The sequence below is a fragment of the Candidatus Purcelliella pentastirinorum genome (assembly GCF_003391335.1).
GTDB lineage: Bacteria > Pseudomonadota > Gammaproteobacteria > Enterobacterales > Enterobacteriaceae > Purcelliella > Purcelliella pentastirinorum.
In genome coordinates, this window is record NZ_CP028374.1 from 153,795 (window position 1) to 180,347 (window position 26,553).

General features: G+C 21.0%; 28 protein-coding genes, 3 tRNA genes and 1 pseudogene. 19 read left to right on the forward strand and 13 right to left on the reverse strand.

Annotated features, from left to right (window positions below; genetic code table 11):
* Nucleotides 1–55 precede the first annotated feature (55 nt).
* The 3 genes and pseudogenes from rpoZ to C9I82_RS00665 form a co-directional block, all read left to right on the forward strand.
* Nucleotides 56–250 (forward strand): annotated as a pseudogene (gene rpoZ / locus C9I82_RS00655) (DNA-directed RNA polymerase subunit omega); the annotation flags it as partial.
* 28 nt (nt 251–278) lie between these two features.
* The gene (gene yihA, locus C9I82_RS00660; protein ID WP_115955941.1) at nt 279–899 is read left to right on the forward strand and encodes a ribosome biogenesis GTP-binding protein YihA/YsxC; all 621 of its coding nucleotides are present in this window, start codon (nt 279–281) and stop codon (nt 897–899) included.
* A 73-nt stretch (nt 900–972) separates the two neighbouring features.
* On the forward strand, nt 973–1,848 hold the full coding sequence (locus tag C9I82_RS00665) for a 5'-3' exonuclease (RefSeq protein ID WP_115955942.1): 876 nt from the start codon (nt 973–975) through the stop codon (nt 1,846–1,848).
* Here the strand turns inward: C9I82_RS00665 and C9I82_RS00670 are convergent.
* Both C9I82_RS00670 and pgsA read right to left on the reverse strand, forming a co-directional pair.
* A tRNA-Gly gene (locus C9I82_RS00670) sits at nt 1,848–1,920 on the reverse strand. The genes C9I82_RS00665 and C9I82_RS00670 overlap by 1 nt on opposite strands.
* Nucleotides 1,921–1,963: 43 nt before the next feature.
* On the reverse strand, nt 1,964–2,503 hold the full coding sequence (pgsA, locus tag C9I82_RS00675) for a CDP-diacylglycerol--glycerol-3-phosphate 3-phosphatidyltransferase (RefSeq protein WP_115955943.1): 540 nt from the start codon (nt 2,501–2,503) through the stop codon (nt 1,964–1,966).
* Nucleotides 2,504–3,046: 543 nt separating this feature from the next.
* Between pgsA and accB the strand changes: the two genes are divergently transcribed.
* The 14 genes from accB to C9I82_RS00745 all read left to right on the forward strand — a co-directional run bounded on the left by accB (nt 3,047) and on the right by C9I82_RS00745 (nt 13,716).
* Nucleotides 3,047–3,499, forward strand: coding sequence for an acetyl-CoA carboxylase biotin carboxyl carrier protein (accB, locus tag C9I82_RS00680; protein ID WP_115955944.1), 453 nt, complete (start codon nt 3,047–3,049; stop codon nt 3,497–3,499).
* Complete coding sequence (accC, locus tag C9I82_RS00685; protein WP_115955945.1) at nt 3,493–4,839, forward strand: acetyl-CoA carboxylase biotin carboxylase subunit; 1,347 nt, start codon at nt 3,493–3,495, stop codon at nt 4,837–4,839. Before accB ends, accC begins: the two co-directional genes overlap by 7 nt.
* 381 nt (nt 4,840–5,220) lie before the next feature.
* Nucleotides 5,221–5,291, forward strand: a tRNA-Cys gene (locus C9I82_RS00690).
* Nucleotides 5,292–5,301: 10 nt separating this feature from the next.
* Nucleotides 5,302–5,387 (forward strand) — tRNA-Leu (locus C9I82_RS00695).
* Between the two features lie 69 nt (nt 5,388–5,456).
* Nucleotides 5,457–5,645 (forward strand): 50S ribosomal protein L32, encoded by a 189-nt coding sequence (gene rpmF, locus C9I82_RS00700; protein WP_115955946.1) that lies wholly within the window; start codon nt 5,457–5,459, stop codon nt 5,643–5,645.
* 150 nt (nt 5,646–5,795) lie between these two features.
* A complete protein-coding gene (locus C9I82_RS00705; RefSeq protein WP_115955947.1) occupies nt 5,796–6,749 on the forward strand; it encodes a beta-ketoacyl-ACP synthase III in 954 nt (317 codons plus the stop codon).
* On the forward strand, nt 6,722–7,705 hold the full coding sequence (fabD, locus tag C9I82_RS00710; protein WP_162859724.1) for an ACP S-malonyltransferase: 984 nt from the start codon (nt 6,722–6,724) through the stop codon (nt 7,703–7,705). The genes C9I82_RS00705 and fabD overlap by 28 nt, the downstream gene beginning before the upstream one ends.
* Nucleotides 7,702–8,436 carry a 3-oxoacyl-[acyl-carrier-protein] reductase gene (gene fabG / locus C9I82_RS00715; protein ID WP_115955949.1) on the forward strand — a complete coding sequence of 245 codons (735 nt, stop codon included), beginning with the start codon at nt 7,702–7,704 and terminating at the stop codon, nt 8,434–8,436. The genes fabD and fabG overlap by 4 nt, the downstream gene beginning before the upstream one ends.
* A gap of 121 nt (nt 8,437–8,557) precedes the next feature.
* Complete coding sequence (acpP, locus tag C9I82_RS00720) at nt 8,558–8,803, forward strand: acyl carrier protein (protein ID WP_115955950.1); 246 nt, start codon at nt 8,558–8,560, stop codon at nt 8,801–8,803.
* Between the two features lie 98 nt (nt 8,804–8,901).
* On the forward strand, nt 8,902–10,140 hold the full coding sequence (fabF, locus tag C9I82_RS00725) for a beta-ketoacyl-ACP synthase II (protein WP_115955951.1): 1,239 nt from the start codon (nt 8,902–8,904) through the stop codon (nt 10,138–10,140).
* A 56-nt stretch (nt 10,141–10,196) separates the two neighbouring features.
* Nucleotides 10,197–10,832 carry a dTMP kinase gene (gene tmk, locus C9I82_RS00730; protein WP_115955952.1) on the forward strand — a complete coding sequence of 212 codons (636 nt, stop codon included), beginning with the start codon at nt 10,197–10,199 and terminating at the stop codon, nt 10,830–10,832.
* Nucleotides 10,829–11,836 (forward strand): DNA polymerase III subunit delta' C-terminal domain-containing protein, encoded by a 1,008-nt coding sequence (locus C9I82_RS00735; RefSeq protein ID WP_115955953.1) that lies wholly within the window; start codon nt 10,829–10,831, stop codon nt 11,834–11,836. Before tmk ends, C9I82_RS00735 begins: the two co-directional genes overlap by 4 nt.
* A gap of 56 nt (nt 11,837–11,892) precedes the next feature.
* A complete protein-coding gene (ptsG, locus tag C9I82_RS00740) occupies nt 11,893–13,311 on the forward strand; it encodes a PTS glucose transporter subunit IIBC (protein WP_115955954.1) in 1,419 nt (472 codons plus the stop codon).
* Nucleotides 13,312–13,371: 60 nt separating this feature from the next.
* A complete protein-coding gene (locus C9I82_RS00745) occupies nt 13,372–13,716 on the forward strand; it encodes an HIT domain-containing protein (RefSeq protein ID WP_115955955.1) in 345 nt (114 codons plus the stop codon).
* Between the two features lie 131 nt (nt 13,717–13,847).
* On the opposite strand, the gene ydiK is transcribed toward C9I82_RS00745, so the two are convergent.
* Complete coding sequence (gene ydiK / locus C9I82_RS00750) at nt 13,848–14,894, reverse strand: AI-2E family transporter YdiK (protein WP_115955956.1); 1,047 nt, start codon at nt 14,892–14,894, stop codon at nt 13,848–13,850.
* 225 nt (nt 14,895–15,119) lie between these two features.
* Here ydiK and pykF point away from each other — a divergent pair, with 225 nt between their 5' ends.
* On the forward strand, nt 15,120–16,532 hold the full coding sequence (pykF, locus tag C9I82_RS00755) for a pyruvate kinase PykF (RefSeq protein WP_115955957.1): 1,413 nt from the start codon (nt 15,120–15,122) through the stop codon (nt 16,530–16,532).
* 89 nt (nt 16,533–16,621) lie between these two features.
* Here pykF and C9I82_RS00760 read toward each other — a convergent pair whose 3' ends face one another.
* The 8 genes from C9I82_RS00760 to C9I82_RS00795 all read right to left on the reverse strand — a co-directional run bounded on the left by C9I82_RS00760 (nt 16,622) and on the right by C9I82_RS00795 (nt 23,438).
* Complete coding sequence (locus C9I82_RS00760; RefSeq protein WP_115955958.1) at nt 16,622–17,038, reverse strand: SufE family protein; 417 nt, start codon at nt 17,036–17,038, stop codon at nt 16,622–16,624.
* Nucleotides 17,039–17,066: 28 nt separating this feature from the next.
* On the reverse strand, nt 17,067–18,296 hold the full coding sequence (locus C9I82_RS00765; protein WP_115956243.1) for a SufS family cysteine desulfurase: 1,230 nt from the start codon (nt 18,294–18,296) through the stop codon (nt 17,067–17,069).
* On the reverse strand, nt 18,277–19,533 hold the full coding sequence (locus C9I82_RS00770; protein ID WP_115955959.1) for a SufD family Fe-S cluster assembly protein: 1,257 nt from the start codon (nt 19,531–19,533) through the stop codon (nt 18,277–18,279). Before C9I82_RS00770 ends, C9I82_RS00765 begins: the two co-directional genes overlap by 20 nt.
* Nucleotides 19,514–20,254 (reverse strand): Fe-S cluster assembly ATPase SufC, encoded by a 741-nt coding sequence (sufC, locus tag C9I82_RS00775; protein ID WP_115956244.1) that lies wholly within the window; start codon nt 20,252–20,254, stop codon nt 19,514–19,516. Before sufC ends, C9I82_RS00770 begins: the two co-directional genes overlap by 20 nt.
* A gap of 29 nt (nt 20,255–20,283) precedes the next feature.
* Nucleotides 20,284–21,723 carry a Fe-S cluster assembly protein SufB gene (sufB, locus tag C9I82_RS00780; protein ID WP_115955960.1) on the reverse strand — a complete coding sequence of 480 codons (1,440 nt, stop codon included), beginning with the start codon at nt 21,721–21,723 and terminating at the stop codon, nt 20,284–20,286.
* A gap of 45 nt (nt 21,724–21,768) precedes the next feature.
* Nucleotides 21,769–22,137 carry a HesB/IscA family protein gene (locus C9I82_RS00785; protein ID WP_115955961.1) on the reverse strand — a complete coding sequence of 123 codons (369 nt, stop codon included), beginning with the start codon at nt 22,135–22,137 and terminating at the stop codon, nt 21,769–21,771.
* A 163-nt stretch (nt 22,138–22,300) separates the two neighbouring features.
* Nucleotides 22,301–22,633: a YbhQ family protein gene (locus tag C9I82_RS02380; RefSeq protein ID WP_115955962.1), complete on the reverse strand. Its 333-nt coding sequence runs from the start codon at nt 22,631–22,633 to the stop codon at nt 22,301–22,303.
* An 88-nt stretch (nt 22,634–22,721) separates the two neighbouring features.
* Nucleotides 22,722–23,438 (reverse strand): Bax inhibitor-1/YccA family protein, encoded by a 717-nt coding sequence (locus C9I82_RS00795; RefSeq protein WP_115955963.1) that lies wholly within the window; start codon nt 23,436–23,438, stop codon nt 22,722–22,724.
* A 308-nt stretch (nt 23,439–23,746) separates the two neighbouring features.
* On the opposite strand from C9I82_RS00795, the gene nth reads away from it, so the two are divergent.
* The gene (nth, locus tag C9I82_RS00800) at nt 23,747–24,382 is read left to right on the forward strand and encodes an endonuclease III (protein ID WP_115955964.1); all 636 of its coding nucleotides are present in this window, start codon (nt 23,747–23,749) and stop codon (nt 24,380–24,382) included.
* 16 nt (nt 24,383–24,398) lie between these two features.
* Here nth and dnaC read toward each other — a convergent pair whose 3' ends face one another.
* Both dnaC and mnmE read right to left on the reverse strand, forming a co-directional pair.
* Nucleotides 24,399–25,139, reverse strand: coding sequence for a DNA replication protein DnaC (dnaC, locus tag C9I82_RS00805; protein WP_115955965.1), 741 nt, complete (start codon nt 25,137–25,139; stop codon nt 24,399–24,401).
* A gap of 54 nt (nt 25,140–25,193) precedes the next feature.
* Nucleotides 25,194–26,552 (reverse strand): tRNA uridine-5-carboxymethylaminomethyl(34) synthesis GTPase MnmE, encoded by a 1,359-nt coding sequence (mnmE, locus tag C9I82_RS00810; protein WP_115955966.1) that lies wholly within the window; start codon nt 26,550–26,552, stop codon nt 25,194–25,196.
* Nucleotide 26,553: the final 1 nt, after the last annotated feature.

Here is a 26,553-nt window from a genome sequence, read left to right on the forward strand (position 1 = left end):
AAAAAAATAAAACTATTTTAATATATAAATAAACAAGAAAAAAAAAATATAAAACATGGCACATTTAACTGTTCAAAAAGCAGTAGAAAAAATTGGTAATAGATTTGATCTAGTATTAGTAGCTGCTCGTAGAGCTAGGCAAATCCAAATAGAAGGTAAACAACCTATGGTTCCCCAAAAAAAAAATAAGGAAACAGTAATTGCATTAAGAGAAATTGAAAAAAACTTAATTAATAAAAAAATTTTAGAATGTTAAAAAAATAAAAAAATATTGTAATATGAATTTTAATTTAATAAATTATAAATTAATTAAATTTATTAAAAGTATAAATAAAATAAAAGATTTACCAAAAGATAAATGTATAGAAATCGCATTTATAGGATATTCAAATGTTGGAAAATCGAATACAATAAATGCATTAAGTGGTATAAAAAAGATAGCTTTTACAGGTAAAAAACCAGGAACAACAAAACTAATTAATTTATATCAAATAATAAAAAACTTTTATCTAATTGATTTCCCTGGATATGGATTTTCAAATATATCATTAAAAAATAAAAATAAACATACGTTTCTTCTAAATAAATATATAAAAAAAAGAAAATCATTAAAAGGAATAATAATTTTAATGGATATCAGACAAAAATTAAAAAAATTAGACATAAATATAATTAAAAAAACTATAAAAAAAAAATTAATAATAGTTTTATTAAATAAAGCTGATAAATTATCAAATAATAAAAAAACTATAAAAAAAAAATACTTTAAAAATGAAATAAAAAAATATAATAATAATATAAATATTCAAACTTTTTCATCAATAAATAATGAAGGACTTAAAATCTTAAAAAAAAAAATAAATATATGGTTAGCATTAAATATACATTTATTAAAATAACAAATTCTTTAGAAATATTATATCATATATCTAATAAAAGATATAAATTTAATCGAAAAATAAAACATAATCAATGCAAAAAAAAAATCTTTTTCTAATAGATGGAACTTATTATTTATATAATTCATATTACATATTCCCATTACTTAAAAACAATACTGGAGAGCCAACAGGTGCTATATTTGGTATAATAAACATGATATATAATTTAATAAATACGTTTAATCCTAAACATCTAGCTGTAATATTTGATCATAAAAATAAAAGTTTCAGAAATAAATTATTTAAAAAATACAAATCTAATCGTTTGCCAATGCCTAAAAATCTAATAAAACAAATAAAACCTGTAAAAAAAATAATAAAATATATGGGAATAAAAAGTATATGTATTTCAGGAGTAGAAGCAGATGATGTAATTGGAACAATTGCAAAAAACTACACCAAAAAAAAAAATAATAAAGTTTTTATTAAAACAAATGATCAAGATATGATTCAATTAATAACAAAAAATATAAAAATATTAACTAAAAAAAATGAAATTTTAGATAAAAATATAATATTAAAAAAATATGGAATATCACCTAAATTTAAAAATGATCATATAGCCTTATCAGGAGATAAAACAGACAACATACCAGGCATTTCAGGTATAGGAAAAATAACAGCAAATAAATTAATTCAAATATTTGGAAATATAGAAAATATTTATCAAAACATAAATAAAATAAATATTATATCCATAAGAAAAAAAAAAGAAATTATTGATAAATTAAAAAAAAATAAAAAAAAAATACTTTTTTATAAATCACTAGCAACAATAAGAACCAATATTAAATTAAATATTAATGATAATGACTTATGCATTAAAAACAAAAAAATAAACAAGTTAAGAAAAATATTTAAATATTATCAATTAAATAAATTTTTACCTTATTTAAAAAAATATTGAGCGGGAAACGAGATTCGAACTCGCGACCCCAATCTTGGCAAGATTGTACTCTACCTACTGAGCTATTCCCGCTAAAAGTATAATAATAATATTAATTATAACATAATTATATAATCTAAAAATAATTTTTTACTAAATAAAAATATTTAATCATAGACCATAAAGTCAATATCATGGATAAATACAATAAAATTGTACCAAAAAAAACAAAAAACTGATTAAAATGCCATAGTAATATTGATATTGTCAACATTTGAAAAATTGTTTTAATCTTCGCAAGTTTAGAAACTGATAAAATATCTTTTTTACCTGTTATAGACATCCATTCACGTAAAGCTGAAATAATAACTTCTCTTATAATAATTATAGATATAGGTAAAGTAATAAAAATAACATGAAAACATTCTACTATTAACAACATGGCAAAAATAGTTAAAAACTTATCAGCTACAGGGTCAAAAAATTCACCAAAACGAGTAATTTTATTTAGTTGACGAGCCCAAAATCCATCTAATAAATCCGTAAAAGATGCTATTAAAAAAATTAAACTACTGAATAAAGATGAATATTTAAAAGGCAAATAAAAAATTATAATAAAAAAAGGAATCAAAATTAATCTTAATAGAGTAAAATACATAGGAATATTAAAAAACATAAATAAAAAAAACCAAATAATAAAATAAAATATTAAAATAAACACAATTTAAATAAAAATAAAAATAATATAATTATAAATTTTATATAATAAAAAAATAACTAAAAAAATAAAAATAAATTATAAATATATCATAAATAAAAAATTTTTATTTCTAATATAAAAATTAAAATATTATTTTAAATAATTAATTTAAAAATATTATTATTCCATCTATAAATAATAAATTAAATATAATAATACTTATTTATTTGTCAATAAATAGATTAGAATAAATAAAAAAACATTAAAAACGATTTTTATTTTTTTTATATAAATACTATTATAAATTAAAATATATTGATAAAATAAATTATTACAAAATTATTTTAAATTAACCAAATATTATAATAAAATTAAAAATATAAAAAAAAAATAATTAATTTTTTAAAATTAAATAATTAAAAAAATAATAAATTATATAAAAATATCATATAAATAATAAAATATTTTATATTAAAAAATCTTTAATTGAATTTAAGAATTTAATAGGATAAATAATAAATGGATATTAAAAAAATAAATAGATTAATTAAATTAGTAAAAAAATCAAAAATTACAGAATTAGAAATTTCAAATAAAGATGAATCCATTCGTATTAATTATTTAAATAATAAATATCTAATAAATAATTCAGATTACAACCTATACAATAAAAAAAATACAGAATATAAAAAAGAAAAAAAAAAAAAAGAATTAACTGGATATAAAATACGTTCCCCCATGGTTGGAACTTTTTATATAACTCCTAATCCAACATCTAAACCATTTATAACAATAGGACAAAAAATTAATATAGGCGATACACTTTGTATAATAGAAGCAATGAAAATAATGAATCATATTGAATCAGATAAATCAGGAATAATAAAATCAATATTAATAAAAAATGGTCAACCAGTTGAATTTAATGAACCACTAATAATTATAGAATTATTGGATAAAATAATATGCTAAATAAAATTATAATAGCTAACAGAGGAGAAATTGCATTAAGAATTTTAAGAACATGTAAAGAATTAGGAATCAAAACAGTAGCTGTATACTCAACTGTAGATAGATATCAAAAACATGTACTTTTAGCAGATGAATCAATTTGTATAGGATTACCTCAACCAAAAAATAGTTATTTAAATATACCAGCAATTATATCAGCTGCTGAAATTACAGGATCAGATGCTATTCATCCTGGATATGGATTTTTATCAGAAAATGCTAATTTTGCAGAACAAGTTGAAAATTCCGGGTTTGTCTTTATAGGACCTAAACCAGAAACAATCCACCTTATGGGTAATAAAATTTCAGCAATCAATACAATGAAAAAAATAGGTATGCCATGTGTACCTGGGCCAAAAGAACCAATAAAAAATACTATTAAAAAAAATATTAAGATCGCAGAATCAATAGGATATCCAATAATAATAAAATCAGCAAATGGAGGAGGAGGTATTGGTATTAAAATAGCTTATAATAACAAACATCTTGAACAATATATAAACATCATACAAAATCAATTTCAAATATCATGTAAAAATAATGAAATATACATAGAAAAATATATAGATAAGCCAAGACATATTGAAATACAGATTATCTCAGATGGGAAAGGAAATGTAATTTATTTAGCTGAAAGAGATTGTTCAATACAATATAAACATAAAAAATTAATAGAAGAAGCTCCTATATTAAACATAAATAAAAATATCAAAAAAAAAATAATAAAATATTGTATTAAAGCCTGTATAAAAATTAAATACAGAGGAGTAGGAACCTTTGAATTTTTATATAAAAATGATAAATTCTATTTTATAGAAATGAATACCAGAATACAGGTTGAACATACAATTACCGAAATGATAACAAATATAGATATAGTAAAAGAACAAATAAAAATATCATCAGGATACCCATTGTTAATAAAACAAGAAAATTTAAAAATAAATGGATATGCTATAGAATGTCGTATCAATGCTGAAGATCCAAATAAATTTATACCTAATTCAGGTAAAATAACACACTTTCATGCTCCTGGAGGATTAGGAGTAAGATGGGAATCACATATATATACAGGATACACAATAACTAATTATTATGATTCTATGATAGGAAAATTAATTACATATGGTAAAAATAGAGAAACAGCAATAGCAAAAATGAAAAATGCATTAGAAGAATTAATAATAGAAGGTATAAAAAACAATATAGAATTACATAAAAAAATAATAAAAAATAAAAAATTTAAAAAAGGAAAAATAAATATAAATTTTTTAAAAAAAATAATAAAAAATAAAAAATAAAAAAATAAAATAATATTAAATTAAAATAAAAAACAACCTAATATAAAATATTTTATATAAATAAACCAAACTTTTTAATCCTAACAATAATTAAATTAAAACATAAAAAAACAAAAAAATATTTAAATGTTAATATCTAAATTAAATAATCTTTTCTATCAATAAATAAATAAAATATAAAAATATTTTAATAAATACAATTAATTAAAATACATAAATATACTGTAAATATAAAAAATACTGCATACAAATATAAAAATTAATTAAAATTTAAATACTAATATTTTAATATTTAATATAAAATATAAAACATTTAAAAAAAAAATTATAAAATATAATATTAATTTTAAATAAAATAAATATTCTAAAATAAATATATATGGTACGTTGACAGAGTGGTTATGTAACGGACTGCAAATCCGTATACCTCGGTTCAATTCCGGGACGTACCTTTTATATACCGCCCAGATGGTGAAATCGGTAAACACAAGGGACTTAAAATCCCTCGATCATTTACGATCATGCGGGTTCAAGTCCCGCTCTGGGTAATTAAAAAAACTAATATTACTAAAAAAAATTTCAAAAAATATTATAATTAAAAATAAAAAAGGAAAAAAATGGCCGTACAAAAAAGAAAATCAACGAGATCTAGAAGAGGAATGAGAAGATCCCATGACTCACTAAATGAACCTAATATATCAATAGATAAAATATCAAAAGAAAAACATCTTAGATATAATCTAACATATAAAGGATATTACAAAGGAATAAGAATACTTAAAAAAACAAAATATCGAAAAAAATAAAAAAAAAAAATAAAAAAACTAAAATATTAAAATAATATAAAATATTCATTTAAAAAAAATAAAAATTTAATAAAAAATAATAAATATATAAAAAATAATATTATAGTTAAAACAAAATTAAATAAAACATATAGGAAATTTAAAATCAATATGTATACAAAAATTATTAGTACAGGTAAATATTTACCTGATAAAATTAGAAATAATAATAATCTAAAAAATATAATAAATAAATCTAATGAATGGATAATAAATAGAACAGGAATATACGAAAGAAGAATTGCAAGAACGAATGAAACAGTTTCAACCATGGGAAGTATAGCAGCAAAAAATGCTATAAAATCAGCAGGTTTAAAAAATAATGATATTCAACTTATAATAGTAGCAACAATTTCTTCTAGCCATGCTTTTCCAAGTTCAGCATGTATAATCCAAAACGAATTAAATATAAAAGATTGTATTTCTTTTGATATAGCAGCCGCATGTACAGGATTTATATATGCATTGAGCATAGCTGATCAATATATAAAAAATAAATTTATAAAATTTGCATTAATAATTGGATCCGATATTCTTACAAGAACATTAAAACCAAAAGATAAAAGGACATTAATTTTATTTGGAGATGGAGCAGGTGCAGTTATATTAAGTAGTAGTAAAAAACCAGGAATAATATCAACACATTTACATGCATCAGGTAAAGATAGTAAGTTATTAACATTACCTTATCAGAAAAGGAACAAAAGAAAAAAAATATCATGGTTAAAAATGTCAGGTAATGAAATTTTCAAAATAGCAATAAATAAATCAATAAAAATAATTAATGAAACATTAAATAAAAATAATATTAAACATGAAAATATTGATTGGTTAATACCACATCAATCTAATCTAAGAATAATAAATGCAATTATAAAAAAAATAGGAATAGATATAAATAAAGTAATAATCACATTAGACAAACATGGTAACACATCATCTGCATCAATACCATTAGCATTAAATCAGGCTATAAATAATGGTAAAATAAAACCAAACAACCTAGTTATATTTGAAGCATTTGGTGCAGGTATAACGTGGGGTTCAGCTTTAATACGACTTTAATTTCAAAAAATAATATGAAAAAATATGGTATGATTTTCCCCGGACAAGGTGGACAACACATTGGTATGTTATATGAATTAAGTAAAAAATATTCTATTGTAAAAAAAACATTCAATATAGCATCTGAAATACTAAATTATGACTTATGGAAATTAGCACAAAATGGCCCAAAAAAAGATATGGATAAAACATATAAAACACAACCACTGATATTAACATCATCAATATCAATTTGTAAAATATGGAAAAATAAAAATGGGATAAAACCAAATATAATTGTTGGGCATAGCTTAGGAGAATATTCATGTTTAGTATATGCAAAAGTAATAAAATTTGAATGTGCAATAAAATTAGTTGAACAAAGAGGAAAATTTATGCAACAAGTATTACAAAAAAATAATGGACTAATGAAAGTAATATTAGGTCTAAATATAAAAACTATTAAAAAAATTTGCAAAAGAAATAAAAAATATGGATTCGTAACAACTACAAATTATAATACACCATATCAAACAGTAATAGCAGGAAATAAAAATTCAGTAGAGAAAACAGCTGAAGAATGTAAAATAGCAGGAGCTAAAATAATATCATTATCTATAAGTGTACCAGCGCATTGTATTTTAATGAAACCTGCTGCAAATAAACTAGCTAAAAAAATAAATAAAATAAAATTTAAAAAACCAATATATCCAATAATAAGTAACTCAACAATATTATGTGAAACTAATCCTAATATTATTAAAAAAAAATTAATAAAACAATTATACAAATCAGTAAATTGGATAAAAATAATAAAATATATAGAATCAAAAAAAATTACAAATTTAATTGAAATGGGTCCGGGAAATATTTTAAGCAACTTAACTCAAGCAATTACTAAAAACATAAAAATAACACAAACAAATAATCCTAAAAATATATCTAAATCACTAAAAATAAATAAGGAAAATAAATGAACTTAAAAAACAAAATAGCACTTATTACAGGAGCAACAAACGGCATAGGTCATGCAATAGCTTATGTATTAAAAAAATATGGAGCATTTATAATTGGGACTGCAACTAACAATAAAAATGTAAATAAAATAGAAGATTTTTTAAAAAATAAAGGAAAAGGATATTTATTAGATGTAAATGATAAAAAATCAATAATAAATCTATTAAATGATATAAAAAAAAACTTTGGTAAAATAGATATTTTAATAAATAATGCTGCTATAACTATAGATAAACTATTTATAAAAATGAACGAACAAGATTGGCAAAATGTTATAAACACTAACTTAAATTCAATATTTTACATATCTAAAGCAGTCATATTTTCTATGTTAAAAAAAAAACAAGGAAGAATAATATCAATAGGTTCAATGATTGCCAATACTGGTAATATAGGACAAGCAAATTATTCTGCATCAAAAGCTGGTTTAATAGCAATGAGTAAATCTATAGCTAAAGAAGTTGCTTCAAGAGGAATAACAGTGAATGTAGTATCTCCCGGGTTCATAAAAACTAATATGACAAAAAAAATAAAAGAAAAAATATCAAATGAAATTTTAAAAAATATCCCAATGAAACGTTTTGGTTCAGCAAAAGATGTTGCTTACGCAGTAGCATTTTTAGCATCCGATAAAGCATCATATATAACCGGAGAGACAATACATATAAATGGAGGCCTATACATGTCTTAATATATAAGAAATATTATCTTTAAAAATATCTATCAATCAAAATTGAATTGTAATTTTTAAGATATCTTATAAACTAAAAAAAAATAATATTAAAACCAATTCTGATAGGAAATTTAACAATATGGATGATATTAAAGAACGTGTTAAAAAAATTATTAGTGAACAATTAGGTGTAAAAAAAGAAGAAGTAATCAATACCGCATCTTTTGTAGAAGATTTAGGTGCTGACTCACTCGATACAGTTGAACTAGTAATGGCATTAGAAGAAGAATTTGATACAGAAATTCCAGATAAAGAAGCTGAAAAAATTACAACAGTACAAGCAGCTATAAATTATATTAGTAACAATAAAAATTTAAAAAAATAATATAATGAATAATTTATTTAAATAATTAAATATCACATAAATTATTAAAAATATTATATAAATTCCTTTTTAAAAAAAAAAAATTAAAGAGGGTAAATATGTCAAAACGTAGAGTAGTAATTACAGGAATGGGGATATTAACACCTGTCGGTAACAATGTTAAAACAAATTGGAAATCTATAATATCAGGTAAAAGTGGAATAGATTATATAAATCATTTTAACATAACCAAACATAAAACACATTTTGCAGGTTTAATAAAAAATTTTATTTTTGACAAAACCATAAATATAAAAAACATCAAAAAAATAGATAAATTTATACAATATGGAATAATGGCAGGCCATCAAGCAATAAAAGATTCTGGAATACAAATTAACAATCATAATGTTAACCGTATAGGAGTAGCTGTTGGTTCTGGAATAGGTGGTTTAGGATCAATTGAATATAATCATAAAATATTAATAGAAAAAGGTCCAAAAAAAATAAGTCCATTTTTTGTACCATCTACTATAGTAAATATGATATCAGGATATTTAACAATTATATATGGAATTAAAGGCCCAACAATTGCTATTACAACAGCATGTACATCTGGAATACACAATATTGGTCAATCCTTTAGAATAATAACTCACAATGATGCTGATATAATGTTAGCAGGAGCTTCTGAAAAAGCAAGTACTCCATTAGGAATTGGAGGCTTCAATGCAGCTAGAGCATTATCAACAAGAAATCATGATCCAAAAGGTGCTAGCAGGCCATGGGATGAAGAAAGAGATGGTTTCGTATTAGGTGATGGTGCTGGTATTCTAATGCTAGAAGAATTACAACATGCAAAAAAAAGAAATGCCAAAATATATGCAGAAATAGTTGGATTTGGTATGAGTAGTGATGCATATCATATTACATCTCCTCCAAAATATGGAGATGGTGCAGCACAATCTATGATAAATGCTCTTAAAGATGCTAAAATAAATACTGATAAAATAGGATATATAAATGCACATGCAACATCAACAATAAATGGAGATAGAGCGGAAGCTATAGCAATAAAAAATATTTTTAAAAAAAATAAAATATATATAAGCTCCACTAAATCAATGACTGGGCACCTATTAGGAGCATCAGGTGCAATAGAATCAATATATTCAATATTAGCATTAAAAAAACAAATAATACCACCAACAATAAATCTAAACAAAACTGATGAAAATTATGGATTAGATTTTGTACCAAATTATGCTCGTCAAATAAAAAATTTAAAATATAGTTTATGTAATTCATTCGGCTTCGGAGGAACAAATGCATCTATTATATTTAAAAAATATGATTAAACCTAAAAATAAATTTATAAACTTTATAATTAATAACAAATAATTTAAAAAAATAAATGAAAGGAAAATTTATAGTTATTGAAGGATTAGAAGGCTCAGGTAAAACAACTGCAATTAAATATATAATAAACATATTAAAAAAAAATGGAATTTTAAAATTAAAAAAAACAAGAGAACCTGGTAGTACATTACTAAATGAAAATTTGAGAAAATTAATTAAACACAGTATAAAAAATGAAATAATTAATAAAAACACTGAATTGTTAATATTATATGCTGCTAGAATACAATTAGTAGAAACAATAATAAAACCAAATTTAAATAAGGGTACATGGATTATAGGTGATAGACATAATATGTCATCAATTGCATATCAAACAGGTGGAAGAAAAATTGATAAAAAAATAACAAAAACATTAACAAACCTATTCTTAAAAGATTTTAAACCAGATTTAACAATTTACTTAGATGTTATACCAGAAATCGGATTAAATAGAATTAAAAATAGAAAAAAAAAAGATAGAATAGAAAAAGAATCCTTAAATTTTTTTTATAGAACTAGAAAATGTTATTTAAAAATAATAAAAAAACAGAAAAACTTAATATTTATAAATGCAAACAATAAAATAAAACATGTACAAAAAAAAATAAAATTAATTATAAAAAATTGGATTAAAAAAAATAATTCATGAAAAATTATCCATGGCTGAAAAATACATACAGTAATATTATAAATTATTATAAATCAAAATATAAAAAAAACACTATTCTTATTTCATCAACAATAGATTTAGGAATAAACATATTATCCTATAATATAGGTAAATGGATTCTGTGTTCAAACAAAAAAAAAATAAATTATTGTAATCAATGTATTAATTGTATATTAATGCAACAAAAAAATAATCCAAATTACTATAAAATAACAACAAATAACAAAAATAAAAAAATTAACAAAAAAGAAATAAATACTATATTTAATAATATATATAATTTAATTGAAAATAATTATAAAAAAATTGTATTCATAGAAGAAATAGAATATTTTAAAAAATATATAAATAATACCTTCATTGACAATTTAATAAAACCTCAAAAAAATACTTATTTTATACTAAACACAAATAATTTAATAAATATAAAAAAACAAATAAATAATAAAATTACAATATGGAAAATAATAAATCCAAATAAAAAAATATGTATAGATTGGATACAAAAAAAAACAAAAATAAAAAAAAAAAAATGTTCAATAGCATTAAAATTATCTGAAAAATCACCATTAAAAGCATTAAATATATTAAATAAAAAATATTGGAAAAACAGAAAAAAATTAGAAATAAAATTAATAGAAATATTAAATAAGGAAAATAAATTAGACTTACTAACTAATTTAAATAATTTAGAAAATATTGAAATCATAAAATGGATATGTGCTATACTTATGGATGCAATAAAATGGAAATACAAAGCATATGATATAATAATTAATAATGATCAATATACATTAATAAAAACTTTATCTAAAAATCTATCGATTTTTTCAATATATAAAAGTATAAAAATTTGGATAAAATATATAAATTTATTTGAAATAAATACTGTAAATAAAAAATCAACATTAATAACATCCATACTAAATTGGGAAAATTTTTTATTAAAAAATAAAAAAATTAATAAATGTATAAATAATTAAATCAAAATTTAAGAAAATTAATCTATAAAGATTATAGCTTTAAGGAAAATTGATATATGTATAAAAATATATTTATCAACTTGCAAAAAATAGGTAAATCACTAATGTTACCAGTATCAGTATTACCATTAGCTGGTATATTATTAGGGATAGGATCTTCTAACTTAAGCTTTTTACCATACATAATTTCTAAAATTATGGCGGAAACAGGAGGTTCAATTTTTATAAACATGCCATTAATATTCTCTATAGGAGTTGCATTAGGGTTTACTAAAAATAATGGAGTTTCTGCATTGGCAGCAGTAATATCATATATAATTATAAATAAAACATTATCAATAATTTCAAATGATTTACATATAACAAAACAAATTTATGATACAGGAGTAATAGGAGGTATTATAGCTGGATCATTATCAGCAATTATATTCAATAAATTTCATATGATAAAATTACCGGAATATATAGGTTTTTTTAGTGGAAATCGTTTTGTACCAATCATGTCCGGTGTGTCATCCATTTTAATTGGAATAATATTATCATTTATATGGGCACCAATAGGTAAAACAATAGAAAACTTTTCACATTGGGCAGCATATCAAAATCCAATAATAGCTTTTAGTATTTATGGTGTAGTAGAGAGAGCACTAATACCTTTTGGATTACATCATATCTGGAATGTTCCATTTCAAATGCAAGTAGGTAATTTCATAAATCATCTAGGACAAACCTTTCACGGAGATATACCCAGATATATGGCTGGAGACATAACAGCAGGAAAATTATCAGGAGGTTATTTATTTAAAATGTATGGATTACCTGCAGCAGCTATAGCAATATGGAAATCAGCAAAAAAAGAAAACCAAAAAAAAATAGCAGGTATAATGTTATCTGGCGCACTAACAGCATTTTTAACAGGTATTACAGAACCAATAGAATTTACATTTTTATTTGTAGCTCCCATATTATATATAATTCATTCAATTTTATCTGGATTAGCTTTCGCTATATGTATAATATTAAATATGCGTAACGGAATAAGTTTTTCTCATGGTTTAATAGATTTTATTTTATTAAGTAATAATGGAAATAAATTATGGCTATTTCCTATAATAGGAAGTTTTTACTCAATACTATATTATAGTATCTTTAAAATAATAATAATTAAATTTGATTTAAAAACACCAGGAAGAGAGATATCAAATATCAAGATTAAATACAACACACAAAAAGATATAAATTTTATAATAAAATTAATTAATTCGCTAGGTGGTAAAGAAAATATCATTAATATAGATGCATGTATTACAAGATTAAGAATAGATTTAAAAAAAATAACAAAAATAAATGAAAATAAATTAAAAGAATTAGGAGCTGCTGGTATAATAAAAATAGGAAATGGATTACAATTAATTTTTGGTACAAAATCAGATAATATAAAAACAGCAATAGAAAAATATATAAAAAAAAATTAAAAATATAAATTTAATTATATAAAATAATAAAATATTTTAAAAATTAAAAATAGGAATTATATGAATAATATTTTTAATAAAATAATTAATCATAAAATTAAATCTAATATTTTATATCAAGATAATATAGTAACGGCATTTAAAGATATAAATCCTAAAGCACCAATACATATATTAATTGTATCAAATAAATTAATACCAACAATAAACGAATTAAAAAATGAAAAAGATAAAATGATAATAGGACATATGATAATTATAGCTGTAAAATTAGCAAAAAAACAAAAAATAGAAAAAAGCGGATATAGATTAATAATAAATTGTAATAAAAATGCAGGACAAGAAATATACCATTTACATATACATCTACTTGGAGGAAAAAAATTAGGAAAAATTATAAATTAATAATTTAATTTAAATAAAAAAATATAAATAAACATATATTTTATAAAAAATACCTAAATTAATAAAATATCAATATGCAAATATTGATACTAAATATCTAAATAAAAAGATAATATTTATATATTATTAAATCAATCACCATAAATAAATAAATTTATTGAACGATATAAAATATCTAAAATTACTGGACCAATAAAAACACCAATAATACCAAAAGATAAAAAACCACCAAATATTCCAAAAATAATTAATAAAAATGGTATATCATAACTAATTCTAATCAAAATAAATCTAAGTATTCCATCTAAAATAGCTACTAAAATACTCCAAATAAAAAGAATACTACCATGAAAAACATCACCCTCTAAATATAAGAATATAATAGATATAATTAATATAGGTAATGATCCTATTTGCAATAAAGAAAATAAAATAGCTAATAAAGTCAAAAAACCAGTATATGGCATGTTAGAAAAAAGCAATCCAATACCAGATAATATGCCTTGAATCAAAGCTGTTAATAAAACACCTAAAACAATGAATCTTACTGATTTTCCTATAAAATCAAAAATAACCAATCCTTGATCTAAAAAAAAATCACAAATAAACTTTCTTATACTTTTAGATAACTTATCTCCTTTGAAATATAAAAAAATAACAAATATTAAAGTTGAAATTATATTTAATAATAAAGTAGTAAATTGTTTAGCTTGAAATACAAGAAATTCTACTAATTTACCCAAGTAAGGATGTAATTTATTAAAGATTAATATATTATCACTGGAAATAAATTTATCGTAATTGATAAATAATTTTTCTCCAATTGAAGGTATCCTAATAAACCAAAATAATTTAGGTAAATTTATATGATTATGTTTAAATTTATTAATTAATGGATATATATTATCTATTAAACTACTTAATAAAATAACTATAGGAATAACTAATGACAATAATAAAAAAAACAACATAATAAAAACAGCTAAAAAACGTTTATTCCATAGTAAACGTTCAATAAATAATAATATAGGCCAAGTAGAAATAACAATAACACTAGCCCAAGTAAAAGATAGTATAAACGGATTAATAATTAAAAAAAATAAAATAAATAAAATAACAATAAAAATAAAAGAAAAAAACATTTTTTTAAAATAAACAATATCCTTCATTATATCCATAAGCAGTAATTAAACCTAATAAAAGTAAAATAAAAACTTTAAATAATTATTTTTAAATATCTAAAAACAATAAAATGTAATTTAAAATCTAATAATAAATTAATAAATTAACTAAAATAAAAAATAAAATTTAATAATCTATATTTTGTAATTATATAATTAATTTGATATTATAAAATTATATTTAAATAATATATATATATATTAAACAAAAAATTAATTATTATGAAAAAAACTAAAATAGTTTGTACTATAGGCCCTAAAACAGAATCAACAAAAATGTTAACAGCTTTATTAAAAGCTGGTATGAATGTAATGAGATTAAATTTTTCACATGGCAGTTACGAAGAACATGAAAACCGTATAAATAACTTAAGAAAGATAACAAAAGAAACTGGAATAAAAGCAGCTATTTTATTAGACACACAAGGTCCAGAAATAAGAACTATGAAGTTAAAAAATAATAAAGAAATTAAATTATACAATAATCAAATATTTACTATAACCACAGATCAAAATATAAAAGGAGATGAAAAATGTATAGCTATTAATTATGAAAAAATTATACATGATTTAAAAATAGGTAATATTATCCTTATAGATGATGGATTAATAGGTATGAAAATAATCGATTTAAATAAAGATAAAATAATATGTAAAGTATTAAATAATGGTATACTAGGCGAAAATAAAAGTATTAATTTACCTGGAATATATACTAATTTACCAAGTTTATCTAAAAAAGATAAATCAGATTTAATATTTGGTTGTAAACACAATGTAGATTTCATAGCAGCATCATTTGTAAGAAAACTTAATGATGTAATCAATATAAGAAAATATATAAATAAATATAATGGGCAAAAAATACAAATAATATCAAAAATTGAAAATCAAGAAGGATTAAATAACTTTAAAGAAATTTTAAAAGTATCAGATGGTATTATGGTAGCAAGAGGTGATCTTGGAGTAGAAATACCTGTAGAAGATGTAATTTTTGCACAAAAGAAAATTATAGAACAATGTAATAATCATGGTAAAGTAGTAATTACCGCAACACAAATGTTAGATTCAATGATATATAATCCTAGACCTACAAGAGCTGAAGCTGGAGATGTAGCAAATGCAATTTTAGATGGTACCGATGCTGTAATGTTATCAGGAGAAAGTGCCAAAGGCAAATATCCAATAGAAGCAGTATCAATCATGAAAAATATATGTAATAGAACAGATAAAATAATAAAACCTAAAATTAACATAAAAAATAATAATGAAATATTTAGAATAACTGAAGCAGTATGTAAAAGTGCAGTAGAAACAGCAGAAAAATTAAAATCTCCATTAATAATTGTAACTACTGAAAGTGGTAAATCTGCTAAATCATTACGTAAATATTTTCCTAGTTCAACTATATTAGCATTAACAACAGACAAAAAAACAGCTAATCATTTAATATTAAGCAAAGGTATAGAACCATTTATCATAAAAAAAATAAAATCATCTGATGATTTTTATTATATTGGAAAAAAAATAGCATTAAAAAAACATTATGCAAAAAAAAGAGATATTGTTATAATGGTATCAGGTGCTCTTGTACCTAAAGGAACAACTAATACTATATCAGTACATACATTATAATTTAACAATAAAATTTATCATTAAAAAAATATATAAATTTAAAAAAAAAGATATTTTAAATAAACATTAAAATCAAAAAAATATTAAAACTAAATAAATAATTTTAATTTATTAAAAATATGATTAATAATAGAATTTATACCTTCAACACGAGAATATGTTAAATTATTCATTAGAGATATTTTTTTTAAATAAAAATAAATATCAAAAGTAATAAATTCATTAACTGTTAACCCATTATAAAACATCAATATAATAGCTATAAATCCTTTAGTAATTAAAGTATCACTATCTCCATATAATTTAATAATATTTTTAACATCTTTCTTTAAATAAATCCAAACATTACTCTGACAACCAATAATTAAATTTTTAATAGAATATAAACATGAAGGCATCTTAGGTAAAGACTCACCTAATTCAATTATATATAAATATTTTTCTTCCCAAGATGAAAAATATTTAAAATTAGATAATATTTCATCTCTAGTAAACAAAAATTTCATACAAATATAAACTCTATTTTATTAATAATTAATATTTATTTAATAAATGATTAATATGAGATAAATAAAATATTAATTTATCTATTTCCTCTTGAACATTATAAAGTGCAAAAGAAATTCTACACATAGAAGAAACTCCATAATATTCCATTAAGGGCATGGCACAATGATGCCCAGTACGTATAGCAATACCATAATTATTCAAAAGAATACCAATATCATAAGCATGTTTTTTTATAAAATTAAAAGATATTATACCTATTGAACGTTTAGATATACTATATATCTTAAGAAAAGATAATTCACTTAATTTATTTATTGCATAATTATATATTTGCCTTTCATATTTATTAATTAGATTAATATCCATAGATTGAAACCATTTTAATGCAGCTCCTAAACCAATAATACCAGATATATTAAGAGTGCCAGCCTCAAAGCGATGAGGAGGGGACAACCAAGTTGTTTTTTTAGTATTTGATAAATAAACAGTTTTAATCATACCACCACCAACTTGCCAAGGAGGCATATTAATTAATAATTCATACTTACCATATAAAACACCTACTCCTGATGGACCATAAATTTTATGAGCTGAAAAAACATAAAAATCACAATTTAAATCCTGAACATCTACTTTTTTATGTAATATAGCTTGAGAACCATCTACTAATATAGTAATATTATATTTTTTTGCTATAAAAATTATTTCTTTTAATGGATTAATAACTCCTAAAACATTAGAAATCTCAGTAATTGCTAACAATTTAGTATTTTTATCTATTAAATAATAAATTTGATCAATATTAAATTCTCCTGAAGGTTCAATATTTAAAACTCTAATTTCAAAACCAATCTTTAAAGATAATAATTGCCAAGGAACTATATTTGAATGATGTTCCATAATTGTAATAATTATATTATCAGTACTTCTTAATTTATCACATCCCCAACTATTAGAAACTAAATTTATACCTTCAGTAGCATTTTTTAAAAAAACAATCTCTTTTTCAGATGAAGCATTAATAAATTTACCTATTTGAATGCGAACATTTTCTAAACGATTAGTCGCGCTTGTACTCAAAGAATACACACCTCTATGAACAGAAGAATATTCATATTTATAAAAATCCATTTCTGTATTAATTACACTTAGTGGTTTTTGTGTAGAAGCTGCATTATCAAAATAAATTAATCTTTTACCATGTACTTTATTTTCTAAAATAGGAAATTGTTTTCTAATAATCAATGGATTCATAAAAATCACCGAATAGACGCTTATTAATAAGTTTTAAAATTATATCTCTCAATAAATTATTTTTTACTAAATTAATAATATCATAACTAAATGATGATATAATCATATTTTTAGCTATTCCACTATCTATACCTCTAGAACATAAATAAAATATTTGATTTTCATCTATCTTTCCTAAAGTAGCAGCATGTGTACATTTTACATCATTATTATAAATTTCTAATTTAGGTTCTGTTTCAATATAAGAAAGATTATTTAATAATAGATTTCTACTTATCATTGTAGCATTAACTTTTGATGAATTTTGTAATATCTTTACAAGACCTCTAAATTTACCATAAGCAGAAGAAATTATTTTATGTAACTGATAACTTTTAGAATTACGAAAATTATGTTCAACATAAGTATAATTATTAAAAAAATTATTCTTAATAGGAACTGATAAACTATTCAATAAAATATTCCCATTTTCACCATTAAATTTAACATTAGTATTATTTCTAATAATACCAGATCCTAAAAGAAAAACAGTACTATTAACGAAAGAACCACTATCGATATATATATCATTACAGGAAAAATGATAACTAGAAGAATTTTCTGATAAAATTTTTGTATGCTCTAGATATGAATTATTTAAAACCTCTATGACAAATCTAGCACAAGTCAAATGAGAATAATTATTTAAACTAACATAATGTTCAATAATATTAATATAAGATGAAGACTCTATAATAATATGATATCTATAATTCAAAACATTAATATCAGATTTTAATCCTGTACTAATATTTAATATATATATAGGTTTATCATTTAAATTATTAGAATATATATTTAAAATAAAAATTTTATTTAAAATACTTTCTATTAAATGTAAAAAAATATCAAAAGATATAGCAGTAAAATAATTATAATAATTTAAAACATTTATATTATTAAATATAATAAATTCAGTATTACTAAAATTACAAACAAAAAAACCATCAATAAAAATTAAACGAATAGAATCAATTGGTAAAGATAATTCGTTAATCTTATCTAATAATAAATTTTTATTTACGAAATTAATTAATTTTTTATCAAAAAAATATTTAAACAAATTATATTCATTAACAGTTAATTTAATATTTAATAAACTTTTCAAATGATTTTTAAAATAATTAGAATAATTAAAACTATCATAAAATAAATCTTTCCATTTATTTAAAAAAATATCAATTGACAAGCCAGCCATACCCTTTTTCCTCTAATTTATTCACTAATGAAACATCACCAGAATGAATAAATTTACCATTATATAAAACATGTACAAAATCAGGTTTAATATAATCTAAAATACGTCTATAATGAGTTATTATAATAAACGAACGAGTATTATTACGTAAATTATTTATAATTTCAGATACTCTTTTTAAAATATCAATATCTAAACCAGAATCAATTTCATCTAAAACACATAATTTAGGTTTTAAAATTAACATTTGTAATATATCATTACATTTCTTTTCTCCTCCAGAAAAACCTACATTTACTGAACGAGATAAAAAATCTTTAGATATATTTAACAATTTAATTTTACTATTTAATAATTTATTGAAACTAATATAATCTAATTTAATTTTATTATTATATTTACGTAAAGAATTATATGCAGTATATAAAAATAATTTATTAGTAACGCCAGGTATTTCTATAGGATATTGAAAAGCAACAAAAATACCTCTTTTAGCACGTTCAGAAGCGGATAATTTTAATAAATTATAATTTTTGAAATTAATATTACCTGAAATTACCTTATATTTAGGATTTCCAGATAATACTGATGAAAAAGTACTTTTACCAGAACCATTAGGACCCATAATAGCATGTACTTCTCCAGGATTAATATTCAAATTTATATCAAATAAAATATTTTTATCACTTATATTAACATTTAAATTATTTATTTTAAGCATACAAAATATATTCCATTTTTTAAATTTATTCAACCAACACTATTCTCTAAATTTATAGATAATAATTTTTTAGCTTCTACAGCAAATTCTAAAGGCAATTCTGTAAAAATTTTTTTACAAAATCCATTAACTATCATAGATACCGCATTGTCTTGATCAATACATCTTTGAAAACAATAAAATAACTGATCTTCATTAATTTTAGAAACAGTAGCTTCATGTTCTACCTGTGAAGTATTATTTTTAACTTTAATAGAAGGAAATGTATAAACTTTACTACTACTACCAATTAACATTGAATCACATTGAGTATAATTTCTAGAATTTGAAGCATATTTATTTATTTTAACTATTCCTCTATATGTATTTCTACTCTTAAATGTAGAAATACTCTTAGATATAATTGTAGATCTAGTATTTTTTCCTATATGAAACATTTTAGTACCAGTATCAGCTTGCTGATAACCTGTAGTTAATGCTACAGAAAAAAATTCACCAATAGAATGATCACCCTTTAATATAACACTTGGATATTTCCAAGTTATAGCAGAACCAGTTTCAGACTGCACCCAAGACATATGACTTTTTTTTCCCAAACATAATGCTCTTTTGGTAACAAAATTTAAAATACCATTGTTAATATTATCCCCTGGAAACCAATTTTGTACTGTAGAATATTTTACTCTAGCATTTTTATGTAAAATAACTTCAACAACAGCTGCATGTAATTGATGATTATGATTAATTGGGGCAGAACATCCTTCAATATAACTAACATAACTATTTTCTTCAGCTATAATAATTGTTCTCTCAAATTGACCAATATTTTTAGAATTAATTCTAAAATACGTAGATAATTCCATAGGACAATTTACTCCTTTAGGTACATAAACAAAAGTACCATCTGAAACAACCGCTGAATTTAAAGCTGCAAAAAAATTATCATTAAAGGGTACAACCATACCTAAATATTTCTTTACCAAAGAAGGATATTTTTGAATTGCATAACTTAAAGAACAAAAAATAATTCCTTTTTTTTTTAAAATATTAACACAAGTCGTTGCAACAGATACTGAATCAAAAATAGCATCAATAGCTACCTTATTATTTTTATTTATTGGAATATTTAATTTATCAAAAGTTTTTTTTACTTCTTTAGTTAAATAATTATTACTATCATTATTAGATAATTTTTTATTTTTAATATTATTAGAATCTAAATTATTATTAATACATGGAGCTGAATAATAAATATATTTCTGATAATTTAATTTTTCATAAAAAGCATTCAACCAATGAGGTTCAGACATATTTTTCCATATTTTAAATGCCTTCATACGAAAATCTAACATCCAAGCTGGTTCATTCTTTTTTCTAGATATTGCTGTAATAATATTTTTATTAATACCATAACCTAAATTATTTGTATTTAATTTAGTAAAAAAACCCTGCTTATATTTTTTAAACATTATTTATCTCATTTAATAAAAAAATTACATATTAAATATAAATTTTTATATATTAAAACTTTTACCGCATCTACAAAAACGAGATGCTTTAGGATTATTAAAAGTAAACATTGAACTAAATTTATTAATAACATAATCTATTTTAATACCATTAATAAATTCAATATCATTTAAAGAAACATATAAAATTGATCCCATATGAGAAAACCTCAAATCACTTTCAATTACAACTTTAACAATTTCCATTTTATAAATTAATCCTGCACATCCAGAATAATAAATCTTTAATCTAATACCTTTAATATCAAAATCTTTATTAGATAATGAAATAATTTGTTTTGCAGCATTATCAGTTATAATAACATTATATAAAACAGAAGAATCTTTAAAAATATTTAAAGTACCTAATTCCATATAATTACACTCTTCATTTATATATTAAACATAATAATAAATAATACTTATATAAATTAGAAATAAAAAATATAAATAAAATATAATATTAATACTTCTTTTATTAAATAATTAAAATCAAATATTATTTATAGTAATAAACAAAATAATTTCAATAAAAAAATCAATACATGATTTTAATTAAAGAAATAAATAAAGGACCTAAATTTAACAATAAAGCTAAAAAAAACAAAAAAAATAAATTATTAACAATTTTAGACATTAAAAATAACATTAATAAATTACAAAAAAAATAATAAATAGTAGTAATCTCTTCTAAAAAATCATCAAATTTACGTAAAAAATATATTTGATTAACAAATAACATCGCAAAAAATAAAAAACCATAAAATAATAATAAAATTACACAAAATAAAATCAATAAATTATATTTCCAACTAAATATTAATAATATCGACAAAAAAACATGTATTATAAAATGAAAATAAAATCTCATAATAACTAACTAAAAAATAAAACAAAAATATATAACTTCATAAATAATAAAAAAATCTTTTATTAAAAAATAAAAAATAACAAAAATATTATCTTCTATTATTACCAAAATTACGAATTAATATAATAAATAAATTAATGAAATCAAGATATAAAGTTAAAGCACCGATAATAGAATAACGACGAAATGAATTCTTATTTTCAATAATAACACTCTCACCAAAATCTTTTAGTTTTTGAGTATCATATGCAGTTAAAATTACAAATACAACTATACCAAGATAATTCAAAATACAGGTAAAAAAGGGACTATTTAACCATAAATTAACTATTGTAGCTAATGTAATCCCAATCAATAACATAAAAGCCAAACTACCAATTTTAGTTAAATCCCTATTAGTAACATATCCAAAAAAACTCATAACACCAAACATTCCAGAAGTTATTAAAAATAAATTAGCCACAGAAGAAAAAGTATAAATAAAAAATATACTAGATATAGTTAATCCAGTTAATACTGAATATAACATAAATAAACTAGTACTTAATGTCGCGCTTAATGAATTAATCATACCAGATAAAATAAATACTACTAATAATTGTATAATAACCAAACTAAAAAAAACAATCCTATTATTAAAAATTAATTGAATAATTTCAGGAGTATTAGAAACAAACCAAGAAACAAAAGATGTTAACAATAAACCACATGTCATCCATCCATAAACATAAGCCATATATGTTTGTAGACTAGTACGACGAGTTTGTTGAATAATAGTATTATTTTGACGAGAATATTGTACCATAACTTTTCTCCTAAAATAAAACAAATATTGTTTATAAAATTAATATTCTATTTAATAAATAAATTAATCAAATAAAAAATCATAAAATTAAAATAGAAATAAGTTAAATATAATTTGTATTTTTATTAAAATATTAATTTAAAAAAATATAAAAAAACGTTTACAATAACAAAAATATAAAATATTTAATAATATATTTATAAAATAAAATTTAACAAACTTTATATAAAATTTTATAAAATAATTATAAAACACAAATAGATAATAACAATTTTAAAAAAAAAAGCAAATTAAATTTATTTAAAAAAATGAATAAAAAAAAAATAAATGAAATAATAAAAATTTTTAAAAAGAAAAATCCTATACCTAAAACAGAATTAAATTATAAAACACCATTTGAATTATTAATTGCATTAATATTATCAGCTAAATCAAAAGATATACAAGTAAATAAAATTACAAAAAAATTATGGAATACAACAAATACACCAAAAAAAATATTAAAACTAGGAAAAAAAAAATTAAAAAAACAAATAAAATCCTTAGGATTATTTAACAATAAAACAAAAAATATAATAAAAACATGTGAAATAATAATAAATAAACACAAAAATAAAATACCTAATAATAGAAAAGAATTAGAAAAATTACCTGGAATAGGAAGAAAATCTTCAAACATTATTTTAAATATATTATACAATAAAAATACAATAGCTGTTGATACTCATGTATTTAGAATATGCAATAGAACTAAAATAGTTACAGGTAATACAACAATTAAAATAGAAAAAAAATTAATAAAAATTATTCCAAAAAAATTTAAAAAAAACATACACAATTGGTTAGTATTACATGGACGATACATATGTAAAGCTAAAAAACCATTATGTAATTCATGTAAAATCAGTAAATTATGTGAATATAAAAGTAAAAACTATTTTTAGTAAAGAAATAACCGAATTAACATTCATTAACATTAACTTTTTTTCTATAACTACTCCAATTAAAATTTAACCATAATCCTTTCCCTAAACACATACGATCAATAACCCTTTTACCTAACAAAGTCCTTAACTTTAAATAATTTAAATTAGATAACATACCAGTGGATTTTTTAGATGAAGAACGTCTATCAACAATTTGATTTATAACAATTTTTTCATATCTAGATTGAATTTGAACACCTATTTCATCAATAATTAATAAATCTACAGTACTAAAATTTCTTAATAAATATTCTTCACTTAAATTATTATAAACATTAAAAGTAGATTTCATGCTTGACATTAAATCAGCTACAGTAACTATTAATACACTCTTGTTACGTAAAATCAAATAATTACAAATTGCAGCTGCTAAATGGTTCTTACCGGTTCCTGGGTTGCCTAAAAAAACAAAACTAGATATATTATCATTAAATTCTTTGGCATATCTATGTGCTGCATGTAATACTTTCTTATGACCTTCATGTTCAATTTGATAATTATTGAAAGAACAATTTATATATAATTCACGTATTCCCGATCTACTAAACATCCTCTGTATTTTAGTTGCTTTATTATCTCTAATGATAGAAGCAGAATATAAAACACCTTGCTCTTGATGCCATCTTAATAAATCATTACCCGTAATGAATTTAGGTTTAAAACCTGAAGGTAATAAATTTGAAAATTTTTTTAAAAATTTTGAAAAATTTTTCATAAATATAAAAAAAACCTTTAAGTATACATTAAATTAATAAAATTCATAAAATCTCTATTTACCAATACAAAAATCAGAAAAAATATTATTAAATAATTCTTCAGAAGTAAAAATACCATTAATTCTACCTAATATTTGATAAGCATTACGTAATTCTTCAGCTAATAATTCTAATGAATAATTACTTGATAAATAATATTTTGCATTATTCAAATATTTAAGAGATTTTTCTAAAATATCTAAATGTCTACGCCTAGCTAAAAAATTACCTTCAATATTCCTAGATGTTTTAATAATATTCTTAATATATTTTTTTAATAAACAAATACCATTACCAGTTAAAGCAGATAAATAAATAATTGGATATGAATTAATACTTTCAATACATGGTGATTTATTTAAAAGATCAATTTTATTATTTACAATAGTTATTGGTATACTAGAAAATGTTTTATTTTTTATTAGTGATAAATAATCAAAAAGTAAAGACTTATTTTTAATGATATTATTATCTATAACAAAAAAAATATGATCTGCACCTTTTAATTCAATCCAAGCACGATCAATACCTATTTTTTCTATTTCATCATCAGAATCATTTAAACCAGCAGTATCAACAATATGTAATGATAAATGATCAATATTAATATATTCACGTAAAATATCTCTAGTAGTACCAGGAATATCACTAACTATAGAAATATCATTTCCTGATAATAAATTGAACAATGTAGATTTACCTACATTTGGAAACCCAGAAAAAACAAATTTAATTCCTTCACGTAAAACACTACCATCATACGAAGAATGTTTTATATCATTTATTTCATCAATTAAACTATTTATTTCATCTATAAAATTTAGACTAATATAATCATCATGCAAAAAATCAATATGAGCTTCAATATATACTCTTATATTTTTTAATTTGGACATAACAATATTTACTCTATTAGAAAATAAACCTTTAAAAGAATTCATTGCTAATCTAGCAACTTTAATAGAATCTGCATTTATTAAATCTGAAATAGCTTCAGCTTGAATTAAATCTATTTTATCATTTAAAAAAGCTCTTTTCAAAAATTCACCTGGCTCTGCCATTCTAACAATAGATAAAGATAATATATGTTCAATCAATAAATCTATAACAACTAAACTACCATGACACTGTAATTCTAAAATATCTTCTCCAGTTAAAGAATTAGGAGCTGAAAAAAATAATGCTATACCTTGATCAATAATTTTATTTCCAGAATCGTAAAAAGGTAAATATTCAGCATAACGTATTTTAGGAATTTTATTTAATAAATGAAAAGCAACTTCCTTACTATAAGAACCAGAGACACGTAACACCGCTACACCACTTTTACCTACAGGAGTAACTTGTGCTAAAATAGTATCCGTAAATTCCATG

Excerpts from the sequence above, each read along its gene's own strand:
- yihA (WP_115955941.1), top strand. The coding sequence starts at position 279 with ATGAATTTTAATTTAATAAATTATAAATTAATTAAATTTATTAAAAGT.
- C9I82_RS00665 (WP_115955942.1), top strand. The coding sequence starts at position 973 with ATGCAAAAAAAAAATCTTTTTCTAATAGATGGAACTTATTATTTATAT.
- pgsA (WP_115955943.1), bottom strand. The coding sequence starts at position 2,503 with ATGTTTTTTAATATTCCTATGTATTTTACTCTATTAAGATTAATTTTG.
- accB (WP_115955944.1), top strand. The coding sequence starts at position 3,047 with ATGGATATTAAAAAAATAAATAGATTAATTAAATTAGTAAAAAAATCA.
- accC (WP_115955945.1), top strand. The coding sequence starts at position 3,493 with ATGCTAAATAAAATTATAATAGCTAACAGAGGAGAAATTGCATTAAGA.
- rpmF (WP_115955946.1), top strand. The coding sequence starts at position 5,457 with ATGGCCGTACAAAAAAGAAAATCAACGAGATCTAGAAGAGGAATGAGA.
- C9I82_RS00705 (WP_115955947.1), top strand. The coding sequence starts at position 5,796 with ATGTATACAAAAATTATTAGTACAGGTAAATATTTACCTGATAAAATT.
- fabG (WP_115955949.1), top strand. The coding sequence starts at position 7,702 with ATGAACTTAAAAAACAAAATAGCACTTATTACAGGAGCAACAAACGGC.
- acpP (WP_115955950.1), top strand. The coding sequence starts at position 8,558 with ATGGATGATATTAAAGAACGTGTTAAAAAAATTATTAGTGAACAATTA.
- fabF (WP_115955951.1), top strand. The coding sequence starts at position 8,902 with ATGTCAAAACGTAGAGTAGTAATTACAGGAATGGGGATATTAACACCT.
- tmk (WP_115955952.1), top strand. The coding sequence starts at position 10,197 with ATGAAAGGAAAATTTATAGTTATTGAAGGATTAGAAGGCTCAGGTAAA.
- C9I82_RS00735 (WP_115955953.1), top strand. The coding sequence starts at position 10,829 with ATGAAAAATTATCCATGGCTGAAAAATACATACAGTAATATTATAAAT.
- ptsG (WP_115955954.1), top strand. The coding sequence starts at position 11,893 with ATGTATAAAAATATATTTATCAACTTGCAAAAAATAGGTAAATCACTA.
- C9I82_RS00745 (WP_115955955.1), top strand. The coding sequence starts at position 13,372 with ATGAATAATATTTTTAATAAAATAATTAATCATAAAATTAAATCTAAT.
- ydiK (WP_115955956.1), bottom strand. The coding sequence starts at position 14,894 with ATGGATATAATGAAGGATATTGTTTATTTTAAAAAAATGTTTTTTTCT.
- pykF (WP_115955957.1), top strand. The coding sequence starts at position 15,120 with ATGAAAAAAACTAAAATAGTTTGTACTATAGGCCCTAAAACAGAATCA.
- C9I82_RS00760 (WP_115955958.1), bottom strand. The coding sequence starts at position 17,038 with ATGAAATTTTTGTTTACTAGAGATGAAATATTATCTAATTTTAAATAT.
- C9I82_RS00765 (WP_115956243.1), bottom strand. The coding sequence starts at position 18,296 with ATGAATCCATTGATTATTAGAAAACAATTTCCTATTTTAGAAAATAAA.
- C9I82_RS00770 (WP_115955959.1), bottom strand. The coding sequence starts at position 19,533 with ATGGCTGGCTTGTCAATTGATATTTTTTTAAATAAATGGAAAGATTTA.
- sufC (WP_115956244.1), bottom strand. The coding sequence starts at position 20,254 with ATGCTTAAAATAAATAATTTAAATGTTAATATAAGTGATAAAAATATT.
- sufB (WP_115955960.1), bottom strand. The coding sequence starts at position 21,723 with ATGTTTAAAAAATATAAGCAGGGTTTTTTTACTAAATTAAATACAAAT.
- C9I82_RS00785 (WP_115955961.1), bottom strand. The coding sequence starts at position 22,137 with ATGGAATTAGGTACTTTAAATATTTTTAAAGATTCTTCTGTTTTATAT.
- C9I82_RS02380 (WP_115955962.1), bottom strand. The coding sequence starts at position 22,633 with ATGAGATTTTATTTTCATTTTATAATACATGTTTTTTTGTCGATATTA.
- C9I82_RS00795 (WP_115955963.1), bottom strand. The coding sequence starts at position 23,438 with ATGGTACAATATTCTCGTCAAAATAATACTATTATTCAACAAACTCGT.
- nth (WP_115955964.1), top strand. The coding sequence starts at position 23,747 with ATGAATAAAAAAAAAATAAATGAAATAATAAAAATTTTTAAAAAGAAA.
- dnaC (WP_115955965.1), bottom strand. The coding sequence starts at position 25,139 with ATGAAAAATTTTTCAAAATTTTTAAAAAAATTTTCAAATTTATTACCT.
- mnmE (WP_115955966.1), bottom strand. The coding sequence starts at position 26,552 with ATGGAATTTACGGATACTATTTTAGCACAAGTTACTCCTGTAGGTAAA.